15 protein-coding genes are annotated in these 15,171 nt (G+C 68.7%); 5 read left to right on the top strand and 10 right to left on the bottom strand.

Annotated elements, in window-relative coordinates; all coding sequences use genetic code 11:
- Positions 1 to 12 precede the first annotated feature (12 nt).
- On the top strand, positions 13 to 657 hold the full coding sequence (locus BDK89_RS08325) for a pyridoxamine 5'-phosphate oxidase family protein (protein ID WP_133868505.1): 645 nt from the start codon (positions 13 to 15) through the stop codon (positions 655 to 657).
- Here BDK89_RS08325 and BDK89_RS08320 read toward each other — a convergent pair.
- Positions 639 to 1,892: a pyridoxal phosphate-dependent decarboxylase family protein gene (locus BDK89_RS08320; protein WP_133868504.1), complete on the bottom strand. Its 1,254-nt coding sequence runs from the start codon at positions 1,890 to 1,892 to the stop codon at positions 639 to 641. The genes BDK89_RS08325 and BDK89_RS08320 overlap by 19 nt on opposite strands.
- A gap of 85 nt (positions 1,893 to 1,977) precedes the next feature.
- On the opposite strand from BDK89_RS08320, the gene BDK89_RS08315 reads away from it, so the two are divergent.
- Positions 1,978 to 2,277 carry a hypothetical protein gene (locus tag BDK89_RS08315; RefSeq protein WP_133868503.1) on the top strand — a complete coding sequence of 100 codons (300 nt, stop codon included), beginning with the start codon at positions 1,978 to 1,980 and terminating at the stop codon, positions 2,275 to 2,277.
- A gap of 19 nt (positions 2,278 to 2,296) precedes the next feature.
- Here BDK89_RS08315 and BDK89_RS08310 read toward each other — a convergent pair whose 3' ends face one another.
- From BDK89_RS08310 to BDK89_RS08295, 4 genes are all read right to left on the bottom strand, one after another.
- On the bottom strand, positions 2,297 to 3,589 hold the full coding sequence (locus BDK89_RS08310) for a serine hydrolase domain-containing protein (protein ID WP_133868502.1): 1,293 nt from the start codon (positions 3,587 to 3,589) through the stop codon (positions 2,297 to 2,299).
- A gap of 193 nt (positions 3,590 to 3,782) precedes the next feature.
- Positions 3,783 to 4,682 carry a non-homologous end-joining DNA ligase gene (gene ligD, locus BDK89_RS08305; protein ID WP_133868501.1) on the bottom strand — a complete coding sequence of 300 codons (900 nt, stop codon included), beginning with the start codon at positions 4,680 to 4,682 and terminating at the stop codon, positions 3,783 to 3,785.
- Positions 4,683 to 4,702: 20 nt separating this feature from the next.
- Complete coding sequence (gene ku / locus BDK89_RS08300) at positions 4,703 to 5,524, bottom strand: non-homologous end joining protein Ku (RefSeq protein WP_133868500.1); 822 nt, start codon at positions 5,522 to 5,524, stop codon at positions 4,703 to 4,705.
- Positions 5,525 to 5,585: 61 nt separating this feature from the next.
- A complete protein-coding gene (locus BDK89_RS08295; RefSeq protein ID WP_133868499.1) occupies positions 5,586 to 6,467 on the bottom strand; it encodes a hypothetical protein in 882 nt (293 codons plus the stop codon).
- 42 nt (positions 6,468 to 6,509) lie between these two features.
- On the opposite strand from BDK89_RS08295, the gene BDK89_RS08290 reads away from it, so the two are divergent.
- Entirely contained in the window at positions 6,510 to 7,124 is a 615-nt protein-coding gene (locus BDK89_RS08290; protein WP_133868498.1) for a hypothetical protein, read from the top strand.
- A gap of 27 nt (positions 7,125 to 7,151) precedes the next feature.
- Here the strand turns inward: BDK89_RS08290 and BDK89_RS08285 are convergent, their stop codons facing one another.
- Genes BDK89_RS08285 through BDK89_RS08265 form a run of 5 tightly spaced genes read right to left on the bottom strand, consistent with a single transcriptional unit; the run spans position 7,152 to position 12,891 of the window.
- On the bottom strand, positions 7,152 to 8,261 hold the full coding sequence (locus BDK89_RS08285) for a M24 family metallopeptidase (protein ID WP_208294007.1): 1,110 nt from the start codon (positions 8,259 to 8,261) through the stop codon (positions 7,152 to 7,154).
- Between the two features lie 44 nt (positions 8,262 to 8,305).
- Entirely contained in the window at positions 8,306 to 8,884 is a 579-nt protein-coding gene (locus tag BDK89_RS08280) for a TetR/AcrR family transcriptional regulator (protein WP_133868497.1), read from the bottom strand.
- Positions 8,881 to 10,419 (bottom strand): MFS transporter, encoded by a 1,539-nt coding sequence (locus tag BDK89_RS08275; protein ID WP_133868496.1) that lies wholly within the window; start codon positions 10,417 to 10,419, stop codon positions 8,881 to 8,883. The genes BDK89_RS08280 and BDK89_RS08275 overlap by 4 nt, the downstream gene beginning before the upstream one ends.
- A 52-nt stretch (positions 10,420 to 10,471) precedes the next feature.
- The gene (locus BDK89_RS08270) at positions 10,472 to 12,451 is read right to left on the bottom strand and encodes an acetoacetate--CoA ligase (RefSeq protein WP_133868495.1); all 1,980 of its coding nucleotides are present in this window, start codon (positions 12,449 to 12,451) and stop codon (positions 10,472 to 10,474) included.
- Positions 12,452 to 12,501: 50 nt separating this feature from the next.
- Positions 12,502 to 12,891, bottom strand: coding sequence for an SRPBCC family protein (locus tag BDK89_RS08265; RefSeq protein WP_166657462.1), 390 nt, complete (start codon positions 12,889 to 12,891; stop codon positions 12,502 to 12,504).
- A gap of 61 nt (positions 12,892 to 12,952) precedes the next feature.
- Here BDK89_RS08265 and BDK89_RS08260 point away from each other — a divergent pair, with 61 nt between their 5' ends.
- Both BDK89_RS08260 and BDK89_RS08255 read left to right on the top strand, forming a co-directional pair.
- Positions 12,953 to 13,645 carry a dienelactone hydrolase family protein gene (locus BDK89_RS08260; protein WP_133868493.1) on the top strand — a complete coding sequence of 231 codons (693 nt, stop codon included), beginning with the start codon at positions 12,953 to 12,955 and terminating at the stop codon, positions 13,643 to 13,645.
- A 103-nt stretch (positions 13,646 to 13,748) separates the two neighbouring features.
- Positions 13,749 to 15,122, top strand: coding sequence for a GGDEF domain-containing protein (locus BDK89_RS08255; protein ID WP_133868492.1), 1,374 nt, complete (start codon positions 13,749 to 13,751; stop codon positions 15,120 to 15,122).
- Positions 15,123 to 15,171: the final 49 nt, after the last annotated feature.

The following is a 15,171-nucleotide window of genomic DNA, read 5'->3' as shown; positions in this document are numbered from 1 at the left end:
GACACTGGACGGATGGCCGGGGAGCTGTACGGGGACGGAGCGCGGGCACTGCAGGATGAGTTCGACGCTCGTCGCCTGGCCGATGCACTGCAAACGTTCACGGTCCACGAGGCGCTGACCGACGACGACATCGACCTGATCCGCGCCCAGTCGACCGTGTGGGTGTCGACCGTCGATGCCGACGGCTGGCCCGACGTCTCGTACAAGGGAGGCGACGTCGGCTTCGTCGAGGTCGCGAACCCGACCGAAATCCGAATCCCGAGCTACGACGGGAACGGGATGTGGCGCACGCTCGGCAACGTGATCGACACCGGTCGTGTGGCGCTGCTCTTCATCGATACCGACCGACCGTGGCGGATGCGGGTCCAGGGCACGGCCACCGTTTCCACCGAGCCCGCCGACGTCGAGCGACACGTCGGCGCGGAGGCGGTCGTGATCGTCACCGTCACACGAGCGTTCCCGAACTGCGGTCGATACATCCACCGCGACGGCGAGATCTCGAAGTTCGCACCGCGTATCGACCACGATCCACCGATTCCCGACTGGAAGCGGATGGACGCCCTTCGTCCGGTGTTGCCCCAGCGTGACCAGTCGGCCCTCGACCGCCTCGACCCATCGAGCGACGGGTCGGACGGCAGTCAGTCGACCGTCGAATAGCTCGTACTGCGGTCGTCGGTGGTGGAGCCACCGACCTCGGCGACGCACTCGGCGAGGTCGGTCAGGTAGTGGTCGATCTGGCCGGTGTTGGTGTTGCTGACCGTCGAGTGCAACGTGTCGGGTGGCCCCTGGCGATCGTGATGCCATCCCCGCTTCGCCAGTGCATCGCCGAGCGCGAACACGTCGACGGGCACGGCGGCGTCGGGGTCGGACGCCATCGCCACGAGGTGATACTGCCCGTCACCCAACACGCGGACACCGTCGATCTCGGCGATGCCGGCGCGCATTCGGTCGGCGTTGTCGAGCACGGTCCGGGTGAGCTCGACGTACCCGTCGACGCCGAGGTGCTGCATGACCGCCCAGGCGCACGCCATCGGGAGTCCGGAGCGGGTGCCCTGGAGATTGGGCGAGCCGTAGAACCCACCGAGCCACTGGTCGAAGAGGAACGTCTGGTACTTCCGCAGTTCCTTGGTGCGGTGCAGCACGACCGAGACGCCCTTCGGCGCGTAGCCGAGCTTGTGGATGTCGGCCGACATGCTGTGCACCCCGTCGACGCGAAAGTCCCACACCGGAACCTCGCGGCCGAGCATCTCGACGAACGGCAGGACGAAGCCGCCCATGCACGCGTCGACGTGGCAGTTGGCATCGACGGTGGCCGCGAGTGCGGCGATCGCCGGAATGTCGTCGACGACCCCCTGCGGGTACTGCGGGGCCGACCCGACGACCAGGACCGTGTTCTCGTTCACGAGATCGGCCATTGCGTCGACGTCGGCGGTCCAGTCGTCGCTCACGGGCGCGGCGTGGATCGGCATGTCGTACATGTGGGCCGACTTGTGGAAGGCGGCATGTGCCGACTCGGCCACGACGATCTCACCCGACCGGATGCCTCGCTCGGCGCGACCGCGCTCACGAGCGGCGAGCACGGCGCACTGGATCGACTCGGTGCCACCACTCGTCAAGAAGCCGGCGGCGGTGTCGGGGCCGTGCAGCAGTCCCGCCGTCCAGTCGACGACCTCGCTCTGGATCGAGCGCAGCGACGGGAACGCCATCACGTTCAGCGCGTTCTCGTGCAGATACATCACGGCGGCACGTTCGGCGACCTCGTGCACCGACGGTCCGCCGTCGTACACCATCCCGAACGTGCGGCCGTCCTGCCACCGTGCGTCCCCCGTGCGCTTGTCGGCCAGATCGGCGATGACGTCGTCGATCGCCCTTCCCTCCTTGGGCATCTCCATGCGCGACACCGTAGTGAACCTCGGATGTTTCGACGTGTCGGAGTCGGGTACGCGCGCTGTTCATGCCCCCGACCATCCCGAAAGGATGATCTCATTGTTGACCCTCACTCCCACCGCTGCCTCGATGCTCAGCAACGCACGCGAGAGCCAGGACGGGATCCCGAACGACGCCACGTTGCGCGTGGCCGGTTCGGCCGACGCCGAACAGCCCGGCACGATCAGCATCGGGTTCGTCGACCAGCCGCTCGACGGCGATCAGTCCGGTGACGCCCACGGCTTGAGCTACTGCGTGGCCCCCGAGGTCGCCGAACAGCTCGACGGTGCGGCGATCGACGTACAGAGCGCCGACGGCGAGGCACGCCTCGTCGTCGTCCCCGCCGGCTGACCCAGCCGGACCCGGCCGATCAGCCGAAGGCTTCGGCCAAGGCACTGCGGACGATCGACCGCAGGTTGCCCGACTCGCTCGGCGTCCCACCGGCGACGGTCACCGCCCAGGTGATGCCATCCGGCTGACGGAGCAGCATCGCATGGGTGTTCTGGATCGTCCCGGTGTGGCCGAACGTGTCGTTCTCGTAGTTGATGAGGCCGAGGCCGTAGCCACCCGGCTGCTGGCCGGTGTCGATGCGGAACCGCATCGACCGGGCGGTCTCCTCCGAGATCGCCTTCCAGCCCGGCGTGGCGTGATCGATCGAGTTCATGATGCGCACCAGATCGGTCGGCGTCGCGTTCCACGACCCGGCGGCGCCGAGGACTTCCATGAAGTTCCGGTTCGGCGTCGGGTAGTGGGACACCTCGTCGGGGCCGAGCTCGTAGGTGGACGTGAACCGCATCCCCTCGATCCCGAGCGGTTCGAGCAGTCGGTCCTCGACCACCCGCTCGTACGCCTGTCCCGTCACGGCCTCGATCAGAATGCCGAGCACGCAGTAGCTCATGTTGCTGTAGCGATAGCCGCTTCCCGAGTTCACGCCGGAACTCAAGCCCTTGATCGCCGCGTCGGTGCAGGAGGTCGCGCCGTTCGAGAAGAACGTTCCCTCGTGCTGCGGGAAACCCGCCGTGTGGCTCAGGAGCTCGCGGACCGTCGTCGGTGCGACGTCGGCGTCGGGGCTGGCGAGCTTCAAGTGGTCGATCAGCACCTGCCCCACCGGATCGTCGAGCGTGAGCAGGCCGTCCTCGACCAGTTGCATCGTGACGATCGCCGTGATCGTCTTCGAGATGCTGGCGATGCGGAACCGGTCGGTGGTCTCCACGGCGTCGCCCCCGGCGACACGCACACCGTACGCACCCGCATGGACGACCTCGCCGTCGATCATCACCGCGACCGACGACGCCTGGTTGATGCCGAGTCGTCGCTGCATCGCCGCGTCGAACGCCGACCAGCCCGACAGGTTCGGCGACGCGTTGCCGGCGTCGTCGAGCACGACCATGTCGGCCACGTCGAACTCGTCGCCGGCGTCGTCGGTGCCCGTGTCGCCCGACTCGACGTCGTCGGGCAGGACGATGTCGCCCTCGCTCGGCAGCGGTGTCTCGACCACGGTCGGCTCCGCTCGTTCGCCACTGGTGAACTCGGGGTCGGGTGGCGCAGCGGCCCGCGCCTGGCCGCAGGCAGCCGTCAGCATCGCGACGACCGCGAGGGTGGCACCGAGGCGCCCCACGTCCCAACTCCGTGAGCTCGACCTGAACATGACGGTGACCATCATGCCCTCATCGTCAGGAATCCCACAACGCGTGAGGGATTGTTCACCCTCAGCGCCCACCCACGGCGCGTGAATTGCCACCCGGACGACAGACCGTGACCCTCCACCTCACCCTCACCTCGACGAATGGGGTCGACGAATGGGGTCGGATACGTTTCGTCGGGACCGACGAAACGTATCCGACCCCATTCGTCGGTCAGCCGGGCGTGGGGAGCTCCTGCTCGACGGTGAGGACCGGCTCGAACAGATCGCCGTGGGCGTCGACGCGTTCGAGCACCTGATCGCTGGTGAACCGCAGTTCGATGTCGCCGTCGGCACACGACTCGACCTCGTCCCACGTCACGGGCGTCGACACGGTCGGCTCCGGCCGGGCCCGAAGCGAATACGGCGCGATCGTCGTCTTGTGGAACGCGTTCTGCGACCAGTCGACGAAGATCTTCCCGGGTCGCTCGGCCTTCGCCATGATCGTGGTCACCTGCTTCGGCAGGCGGCGTTCCATGACCTGACCGACGGCGAGGGCGAAGTCGGCCGCAGCCTCGTGCGTCGCCGACGGTGTGTTGAGCGGCACGTACATCTGGAGGCCCTTCGACCCCGATGTCTTGCACCAGCCCTGCAGTCCGACCGAATCGAGCACCTCCCGCACGCCGAGCGAGACCGTGCAGCACTCGGCGATCGCCGCCGGAGCGCCAGGGTCGAAGTCGAACACGAGGGCACGGGGCACGTCGAGATCGTCGGCACACGCCATCGGAGCGTGGAGCTCGAGCGCCGCCATGTTGCCGGCCCAGACCATGGCCGCCGTCTCGTCGATCCGGCAGTACTCGATCCCGCCTTTCCGATCGCCCGGCCCGAGCGCCACGTCGACCCACGGCGGCCGGTGCCCCGGACACCGCTTCTCGAAGAAGCCGTTGGTCTCGGTCCCGTCGGGGAATCGTTTGAAGGTCAGTGCCCGGCCGGTGAGGTGCGGGATCGCAACGGGGGCGATGCGCGCCATGTAATCGATCACCTGCGACTTGGTGAACCCGCTCGGGTACAGCACCTTGTCGAGGTTGCTCAGCGAGATCGTACGACCCTCGATCTCGACATCGACCCCCGCCATCGTCGCTCGGCCTCGTCGGCTCAGGCCGACTTCTTCTTGCGGGTCTTGGTCGTGTCGCCGCGAGCCTCCTTGGCCTTGGCGACGCTCGCTTCGAGTGCCGCCATCAGGTCGACGACCTTGGGCTTCTCGAGCGACTCTTCGGGCACGGTGAACTCTTCGCCGGCCGCCTTCTTGTCGATCAGCTCCCTGACCTGCTCGCGGTACTCGTCGTGGTACTTCTCCGGCTCGAAGGCTGCGGTGAGCGAGTCGACCAGCGATTCGGCCATCGCCAGCTCCTTCTTCGTCACGTCGATCTCGTCGAGCCCCTGCAGTTCTTCGATCGTGTCCGGGTCGACCACCTCGTCCGCGTAGGCGAGGGTCGACATCACCAGGCGCCCCTCCTCGGCGCGGATGGCCGCCGTGTACTGCTTGTTGCGCATCACGAAGCGGCCGATCGCGACCTTGCCGGCCTGCTCCATCGCCTGCGCCAGGAGCGCGTACGGCTTCGGGTCGGAGCCGGGAGCGACGTAGTACGCCGAGTCGAAGTAGACCGGGTCGATCTCCTCCAGGTCGACGAACTCCTCGAGGTCGATCGTCTTGGTGGCCGACGGCAGGAACGGTTCGAGTTCGTCGGGGTCGACGACGACGTAACGGTCCTTCGAGACCTCGTAGCCCTTGACGATGTGTTCGTCGGGGACGACCTCGCCGTCGCTCGCCGACACCTTCTGGTAGCGGATGCGCGACATCGATCGGTCGTCGAGCTGGTTGAACGAAATGTTCTTCCGCCGCACTGCGTGGAAGAGCTTGATGGGAATCGCCACCAGACCGAAGCTGATCGTGCCGTTCCAGACCGGACGTGCCATACCCACATCATGCCCGCTCCGGCCGCCCCTCAACCAGGGGTCGCCCGGGTGGTGCTCGATCTCAGCCGGCGTCGAGGACGGCTCGGGCGACCAGATCGGTGCCGAAGGCGGTGAGGATGGCGAGATACAGCAGCCCGGTCGCAGCCATCACTGCCGAGTACTGCCGCTCCTTGAGGGCCGCCTTCGTGACGAACACCAAGACGATCGTCGTGACGGCGCTGGCCGCCCAGAACCATCCGAGGGTGCCGTTCCAGCCGTCGTCGACCTCGCCGGTGAACACGCTGATCATGCCGACCGGCAACAGCAGCGAGATGACCTCGATCGGCCAGATCCAGCCGAGCGCGGTGACGATCTCGTTGAGCAGCTTGCGCGGGAGACCGGGCTGCACCAGGTACCAGTGGCCGAGCAGCATGGCGTCGGTGACGCATCCGAGGAAGGCGGCGCCCGCCAGCGTCCGGAGGATCGACAGGGCGATGTCGCTGCCACCGTCGGGGGCAGCGTCGACCGCGGCGGCGAGCAGGCCGACGATGCCGATCAGGGCAGGAATCAGGTCGAGGATCGGCGGGAACTCGGCGCCGACCTCGGTGTCGGGGTCGTCGTCGGTTCGCCCGGCCCGCTCGATGCCGGTCATCGCCGCCACCCGTTCGGTGCGGCGATCGTGCTCGGCCCGCTGGCCACTGACGCCGACGTCGCGGCGCTGCACCGACACGACGATGGCGACGACGATGGCGATCATCACCCCGACCGTCGACACCTCCCGCAACGGCACCGTGCCGTACCGCAGTGCGATCACGAGCGACAGCGCGGCGAGCGCGAGATAGGTGCCCCGCAGCAACCAGCCGTAGCCGACGCCGATCACACGGCGCCGGGTGGTGAACCAGCAGAACGCCATGCCACCCACGGCCCACTGGAGGAGCACGGTCGCGGCGTCGAGCTGGATCACGTCGGAGCAGGGTACCGGCGCGCACCGTAGGCTGACGCCGACATGTTGCGCCGTGCCACTCCCCTCCTGCTCGCGCTCGTCGCGCTGAGCGGCTGTGCACTCGGCGAGCGGCCGACGCTCGAGGCCGCCGACGTCATCACCGACTCGGCGACCCAGACGGTCGCCGAACGACTCGAGCGCAGCCCGGTGGTCGACTTCACGGCGACGTACTCAATCACACCCTCGTCGTCCACCGACTCGACCGTGGCCACGATCACCTCCGAAGGCGGCACGGTGACGACACAGATCGGCGACGTCACCTACACGACCGACCCCGCCGGCAACACGACCACGTGTCGAGCCGACGACTGCACCGACGGCGCCAACGACGCCTACGTGAGCAACCTCGGGATCACCCACCGGTTCTGGGAGTCATCGGCTCGCCAACGTCTCGTCACCGACGCGGCCCGACGGATCGGCACCAGCACCGGCACCACCGACACGATCGCCGGCCAGTCGGCGGTGTGTGTCGCGATCAAGCTGCCGAGCTCGGTCGAGGCCGTGGGCACCGTCAGCTACTGCGCACTCGACCAGGGGATGCTCGCCCGCTACATCGGCGCCGACGGCACGATCGAGTTGACGTCACTCGACGTCGCCCCGACGGTCGCCGATTCCTGAGCCGCTCCTGACTGCGCGGGTCGCCGATCAGGCGACGACGTCGTGCAGACCGTGATCGACCGTGTTGGTCGGACGCGGCCCGTCGTCGGTCGCGACGACGATGTCTTCGAGGCGCATCCCCCACCGGTCGGGCACGTAGATGCCGGGCTCGACGCTGAAGGCGTGACCGGCGGCGAGCGGTGTCGCGTTGCCTTCGACGATGTAGGGGTCTTCGTGCTCCTCCAGGCCGATGCCGTGGCCGGTGCGATGGACGAAGTACTCGCCGTAGCCGGCGTCGGCGATCACCTGCCGGGCGGCCCGGTCGATGTCTTGGCAGGGCGTGCCGACGGTCGCCGCCGCGACCGCAGCCGACTGGGCCTCGTGGAGCACGGCGTACGCCTCCGCGATGTCGGGAGCGTCGGCGGCGACGTCGCCGGTGAACACGCACCGGGTGATGTCGGAGCAGTACCCGTTCATCGTCCCACCGAAGTCGCACAGCACGATCTCGCGCTCCCGGATCACCCGTGATCCGGCGTGGTGGTGCGGACTGGCGGCGTTCTCGCCGGCAGCGACGATGGCGAAGTTCACCTTCTGGTGTCCCTCGGCGATGATCCGAGCCGACAGTTCGGCCGAGACGTCGGCCTCGGTGCGGCCGACCAGCGGGATCGCACCCGACTGCAGGTCGGCCGCGATGCGGTCGACGGCAGCGCCGGCCGCGGCAAGCGCGTCGATCTCCGCCTGATCCTTGACCATGCGGAGCGGCCCGACCACGTCGACCGCCCGGCGGTACTCGGCGCCCGGCAGGTGCGGGAGCAGCTCGACCAGGAAGCGGGCCCACATCTGGTCGCCGACGGCGATCTTCGACGCACCCGGGATGAGGCTCGCGGCCAGCTCCGTCGGGTCGTCGGTCTCGTTCCACGGCTGGAGTTCGAACACGCCGGGCTGTGCGTCGACCCGAGGAGCCTCGAGCCGCGGGATCAACATGGTGGCGTCGCCATCCCGCGGCACGACCAACAGGGTGAGCCGTTCGAGCGGCATTGCCTGATAGCCGGTGAGGTACGGCAGGTCGTGACCGACCGACAGCAGCAGCGCATCGACGCCCTGCTCGGTCATGGCGGTGCGGACCCGGTCGAGACGGTCGAGATAGATCGAAGTCACACCGCCGAGCGTATCGGCGCACACTGCGGCCGTCGGTGCGGCCTTCAGCGCCAGTGCGGTCCGAGGACGGCGTCGACGAGTGGCCGGACGTCGGCGACCGGAAACGGTTCGGCGGCCATCATGCGACGGAAGAACAGCGGGGCGACGAGCCGCTCGGTCATCGCCATCACGTCCACGTCGTCGGCAAGGTGGCCGGCCGCACGCGCCGCCTCGAGCACCTGCGCTCCGTAGGCCTGCCGCTCGGCCGATGTGCGCACGTGGAACTCTCGCACTGCCGGATCGGTGACGCTCGCCTCGATCAGCGCCGGGATGCACGCCGCGAACCGACCGTGCGCGATGTGCTCGGCGATCGCCTCGACGAACGCCACGATCGACTCGTACCGGTCGTCCGACTCGACGTACTGCGGCATCGCCTTGAGGGTCGAGACGGCGTCGGCGAACAGGTCGAGCTTGCCCTCCCAGTGCCGGTAGATCGTCGCCTTGCTGGCCCCGGCGCGCTTGGCCACCGACTCGATGGTCAACGAGCCGTAGCCGACCTCGGCGAGTTCATCGAGGGTCGCCTCGAGGATCGCGATCCGTGTCCGCTCGACCCGCGGGTTGGCACGGTCGGTCGGCTCGGTCACGGGCGCTTCCCCACCGCATAGACGACACCGCCGGTGACGATCGCGATGACGGCCGAGACGAAGAAGGCGACGTTGACCGCGTCGGTGAACACGACGCCGGCCTGCGCGACCAGCGAGCCGCCGACGTCGCCGTCGAGTTCGGTACCGATGCCGACGGCCGCACCGACCGACTCACCAGCGGCCTCGGCGACCTCGGGCGGCAGACCACTCGAATCGAAACTCGATCGGTACTGCGAGGCGACGATGCTGCCGAGCACGGCGATGCCGAGCGCCCCGCCGAACTCGCGCGTCGTGTCGTTGACCGCTGACCCGATGCCGGCCTTGTTGAGCGGCACCGACGACATGATCGCCCCCGTCGCCGGCGCGATCGTCACGGCCATGCCGCCGGCGAGCAACACGAGGGCGCCCGCGATGACGAGGTACGGCGTGTCGGGTCGCACGAATCCCAACACGACGAACCCGATCGCCATCGACGTGAAGCCGCCGGCGACGACCCGGTTCATGCCGACGCGTCGCACCATCGCATCGCTGCGTGGCGACATGACGATCATGGTGAAGGCGAACGGCAGCGTTGCGACGCCCGCGCGCAGCGGTGAGTACCCCTTGACGAACTGGAAGTACTGGGTGATGAGGAAGAAGAAGCCGAACATCACCATGAAGCCGAGCGTGATGATGCCGGTGCCGGTCGAGAACGGTCGGGCGCGGAAGTACTCCATCGGCAGCATCGGGTGCGTGGCTCGCCGTTCCCACAGCACGAACCCGATCAGCAACCCGATGCCGACGACGAACCCGCCGACCACCAACCCGTCGGTCCAGCCGCGTTCGGGACCCTCGATGATGCCGAACAGCAGCGCTGCGATGCCGAACAGGGAGAGCACGGCGCCGACCGGGTCGAGGGGCGTGGCCTCGTCGTCCTTGCTCCGTGGGGCGAAGACGGCGACCACGACGAGGACGAGGACCGGGGTCACGGCGTTCACCACGAAGGCCGATCCCCACCAGAACGAGGGGAAGATCCACCACCCGGTGAGCAGGAACCCCACGAGGAGCGGGCCGAGCGCGCCTCCGGCGCCGGCGAACCCGGCCCACACCGCGATCGCCTTGCCACGCTCGTGGGGCGGGAAGATGGCCGTGAGCAACGACAGGGTGGCCGGCATGATGAATGCCGCCCCGATCCCGGAGACGGCACGCGACACGATGACCTGGTTCGAGGTGTCGGCCAGGGCGCCGATCAGCGATCCGGCGGCGAACACGGCGAGCCCGGCCATCAACGCCCGCTTGCGGCCGAACCGGTCGCCGATCGCGCCGGCGCTCAGCAGCAGGCCGGCGAACACGATCGCGTAGGCGTCGACGATCCACTGCAGGTCGGTCGCCGTGGCGTCCAGATCGCGCTGGAGCGACGGGATCGCGACGTTGAGGCCCGACACGGCCATGACGACCATCACGAGGCTGAGGCACATGACGCCGAGCAGGAACCAGCGGCGCGCGTGGATCTCGGGCCGTTCGTGCAGCGGGATGTCGGAAACGGTGTCGGTCACGGGTCCTCCTCGAACGAAACGTCAGCGTTTCGTTCGAAACGGTACCGTTTCGTCAGGTGGAGCGCAAGCGACGGGCGAGTTCGACGATCTCGTCGAACGCCGCCGGGTCCTTCAAGGCGCCGCGACTCGCCGCTTCGCCCGGGTCGACGCCGAGCAGCACCTTCTTGACGGGGAGCTCGAGCTTCTTGCCGCTCAACGTCGTCGGCACGGCCCGCACCTGGTGGACGCGGTCGGGAACGTGTCGCGGCGACAGCCCCGAGCGGACGGTCGTCCGGATCGTGGCGGTCATGTCGTCGTCGAGGTCGACCCCGTCGGCGAGGGTGACGAACAGGACGAGCTCGCCCGGATCGTCGGCGCCGTCGCCCTCGAGGTGCACGACGAGGCTGTCGACGACACCGTCGACGCCCTCGACCACCCGGTAGATCTCGGCCGTGCCGACGCGGACGCCACCCCGGTTCAGCGTCGCGTCGGACCGACCACTGATCACACAACTCCCGCGCTCGGTGATCGTGATCCAGTCGCCGTGGCGCCACACGCCCGGAAAGTGCTCGAAGTACGACGCGCGATAGCGCGATCCGTCGTCGTCGCCCCAGAAGCCGACCGGCATCGACGGCATCGGCTGCGTGATCACCAGCTCGCCCTGCCCGCCCACGACGGGCTGCCCGTTCTCGTCGAACGCGGCCACCGCGGCACCCAGGTAGCTGCACGGGATCTCGCCCTCCCACACGGGCGTCAGCGGACTCCCACCGACGAACGCCGAGCAGACGTCGGTGCCACCCGAGATCGGCGACAGCAATGCGTCGTCCGACACGTGCTCGTAGATCCAGGCGAACGCCTCGGCCGGCAACGGCGCGCCGGTCGAACCGATCGCACGGATCCGAGACAAGTCGAACTCGCTCGACGGGCGGAGACCGGCACGTTGACAGGCCGAGTAGTACGGCGCGCCGCCGCCGAACCAGGTGACCTGCTCGTCGGCGGCGAGCTGCCAGAGCGTCGAGGGCCCGGCGTGATTCGGGTCTCCGTCGAACGTGACGACGCGGGCGCCGAGGAGCAGACCCGACACGAGGTAGTTCCACATCATCCAGCCGGTCGTGGTGAACCAGAAGAAGACGTCGCCGGCGGTCATGTCGGCGTGGAGCCCGATCGTCTTGAGATGCTCGAGCAGGATGCCGCCGTGCCCGTGGACGATCGGCTTCGGGAGGCCGGTGGTGCCCGACGAGTAGAGGACGTACAGCGGGTGCTCGGGAACGACGTGTTCGAACTCGAGCGGGGCCGGGTCGTCCGCGAGCAGCTCGCGCCACGCCACGACGTCGGACGGCGGTGGCGTGCCCGGCAGGTACGGAACGTGCACGGTGGCAGCGACCGACGGCAGCCCCTCGCGGATCGCGGCGAGCTCATCGACTCGCGACACGTCACGCCGGCCGTACCGGTAGCCGTCGACCGCGAGCAGCACGGTCGGCTCGACCTGCCGGAACCGATCGAGCACCGCCTGCACACCGAACTCGGGCGCGCACGACGTCCAGATCGCGCCGAGGCTGCTCGCCGCCAGGAAGGCCACGATCGTCTCCGGCACGTGCGGCAGGTAGGCCGCGACCCGGTCGCCCCGGCCGACGCCGAGTCGAGCCAGGCCCGCGCGGGCGAGCCGCACCTGTTCGACGAGGTCGGTCCACGTCAGCTCGACCCGCTCGCGCGACTGGGAAACCCCGACGAGGGCCACGGCGTCGGGTCGCTCGGCTGCCACCCGGCAGATGTGTTCGGCGTAGTTGAGCCGGGCGCCGGGGAACCAGCGCGCGCCGGGCATCGATCGCGAGTCGAGCACGGCCTCGTACGGTGTCGCCGAGACGACCTCGAACCGGTCCCACACGGCCGCCCAACAGTCCTCCAACCCGTCGCTCGTCGACCACCGCCAGAGATCGCCGTAGTCGGCGAACCGGCGCCCGGAGCGTCGTTCGCATTCGTCGGCGAACCGGCCGAGCGCCGTGGCGCTGCGGGCATCGTCGCTGGGTGACCAGAGCACTCGTGGTGTCGACATCGCCGTCGAGCTTCGCACACGGCGCCCGGGGGCAGCCGGGTCGATCAGGTTCAGCGCAGACGTTCGGCGAGGCGGCCGACGAAGTGCGTCCAGCCCTCGACGTAGCCGTCACGCTCCTCGACCGACGATGCGGTCTGGCGGATCCGCATCGACGTCGAGTCGACCGACGACGACATCAGTTCGATCGACACCACGCTCTCGTCGTCGTCGTGATCCCACGACCACGTGAACTGCAGCCGAGCGGGTGGGTCGACGACGACGTAGCGGCCGCGCAGCGTCACGCCGGGTCCGTCCCACTCGAGGACGTACTCGCCGCCTTCGCGAGGATCGGTGCGGCCGCCGGTGGGCCACCACGTCGTCAGCAAGTCGATCCGGGTCAGGTACTCGAATACGACGTCGGACGGTGCCGGAAGCTCGAACTCGAGATCGACGTCGTCCACGGCGGCCACGCTAGTCGCCGCCCGCTCGACGCGAGCCCCGACCCCGTCGTACGTTGTGGGTATGGGTTCGATGGTGGAATTCGCAAGCAACGGTTCGACGGCACGCGGCTACCTGGCCGCTCCCGCCGGAGGCTCCGGCCCCGGCGTGATCGTGGTGCAGGAGTGGTGGGGTCTCGATTCGGGCATCAAGGAGATGGCCGACCGCCTCGCGGCTGCCGGATTCCTCGCCCTGGCCCCCGACCTCTACCACGGCGAACTGGCGGGCCACACCGAGATGGACAAGGCCGGCGAACTGATGACGAACCTGCCGATCGACCGAGCAGCGCGCGACATGAGCGGCGCCGTCGACTTCCTCGCCGGCCACGACGACACGACGAGTGACGGCGTCGGCGTGATGGGGTTCTGCATGGGCGGGATGCTCAGCTTCATCCTCGCCGCCGAGCGGCCCGATGCGGTGTCGGCCGTGGTGCCGTTCTACGGGTTCCCCACCGGCGACGACCAGCCCGACTACAGCACCATCACGGCGGTCATCCGGGGCCACATGGCCGAACACGACGACTTCTTCCCGCCCGCCGCAGCGGCCGAACTCGAAGCCGAGCTCCGACGAGTCGGCGTCGATGCCACCCTCACCGTGCACCCCGGCTCGGGCCACGCGTTCATGGCCCCGCACAACGCCCTCGGCACCCAGGACCAGGACCTCTACGACCAGATCTGGCCACAGGCCACGGCGTTCCTCCACGAACAGCTCGGCTGACCCGGAAATAACGGCTGTCCTGGCGCGACAGCGGTCAAGAAGCATCGTCGAATTGCCGAACAATTGGCAGACGTTCCCGTCCCTCGACCGTCGCCGCCCCGACATGACCGAAGCTCGCCATCCCCGACTCCCGCAGGACCCACGGTTCTACGAGACCGTGCTCGACCTGGTCCCGACACCCGTCCTCGTCGTCAACGCCGACGGCACGGTGTCGTACGGCAACCAGGCCTTGCTCGAACTGTCCGGATGGACCCTCGACGACGGGATCGGGATGCAGATGCTCGACGCCGTCCACCCCGACGACCTCCCGAGCGTCATGGAGGCGTACCAGGGCGTCGCGAGCGCGTCGGCGAACGATGCGACCACGAACGGTCCGTGGCTTCCGATCCGTTTCCGCATCATCGCTCGCGACGGACGGATCATCCCGATGGAGGCCACCGGCGTCAACGCCCTCGGTGACGGAGCGGTCGACGGGATCGTGTACCACGTGCGCAACTGCCGCGACGACGAACTCCTCGCCGAGGTGTTCGCCGGCGTCGCCTCGCACGACCCGGTCGCACAAGGGTGTGCGCCACTCGTCGAACGACTCGCGTTGCCGCCGCACGCGATGGCGGTGGCGGTGTTCGAACAGCATGCGAACGGCACGGCCCGCTGCGTCGTGGCGAGCGACGACGTCGTCGCAAAGCTCCCGGCGACGACCGTGTCACCCGTGCCGTGGGCGGGCCTGTCGACCGAGCCGGCCCGGACCGAACTCGACATGCTGCCAGCCGACGTCGCCGCCACGTTGCGCGAGGCGGGCTTCGGCTCGGTGTTTCACGCCGGCGCCCACTCCCCCGACTTCGACATGACGCTCCGGCTCGTCGCGTGCACGTCGGTCGATCACCCGTCGGTGCAGGGTCCGATCAGCCAGATCACCCAGGCGCGCGAACTCCTCAGCCTGATCGCGACCAAGGCGCACAACGACCGCACCATCGCGAGCAACGCGATGCGCGACGACCTCACGGGCCTGCCGAACCGACTCGGCCTGTCACACCGTTTCGACCGGATCATGGCGACGACCGACGACTGTGCGGTCATGTTCATCGACATCGACCGGTTCAAGCCGATCAACGACGTCTACGGCCACGCCGCCGGCGACCACGTCCTGGCCACCATCGCCGACCGGCTGGTGCGCGCCGTGCGCCCCGACGACTTCGTCAGCCGGATCGGCGGCGACGAGTTCGTCGTCGTGCTCACCGATGCCGCCGGCCGACTCGCTAACACCACGGTGCGCCAGTTGGCCGATCGGATCATCGCCGTCCTGAGCGAGCCGATCGGGTACGAGGGCCAGACGATCGAGGTCGGGGCCAGCGTCGGCATCGCACTCGGTCACCACCGCAACCTCGAGGAGCTGATCGCCAAGGCCGACGGCGCCATGTACCGCGCCAAGCGCGCCGGCGGCGATCGGCACCACGTCAGTATCGACTCCGCTGCCTGACGACGCGCTCCGACTGGGTTGCGCCCGAGAACCGGGGCCAGACTGGCGC

The sequence above is a fragment of the Ilumatobacter fluminis genome (assembly GCF_004364865.1).
GTDB lineage: Bacteria > Actinomycetota > Acidimicrobiia > Acidimicrobiales > Ilumatobacteraceae > Ilumatobacter > Ilumatobacter fluminis.
This window is presented reverse-complemented; position numbering and strand designations above follow the sequence as displayed.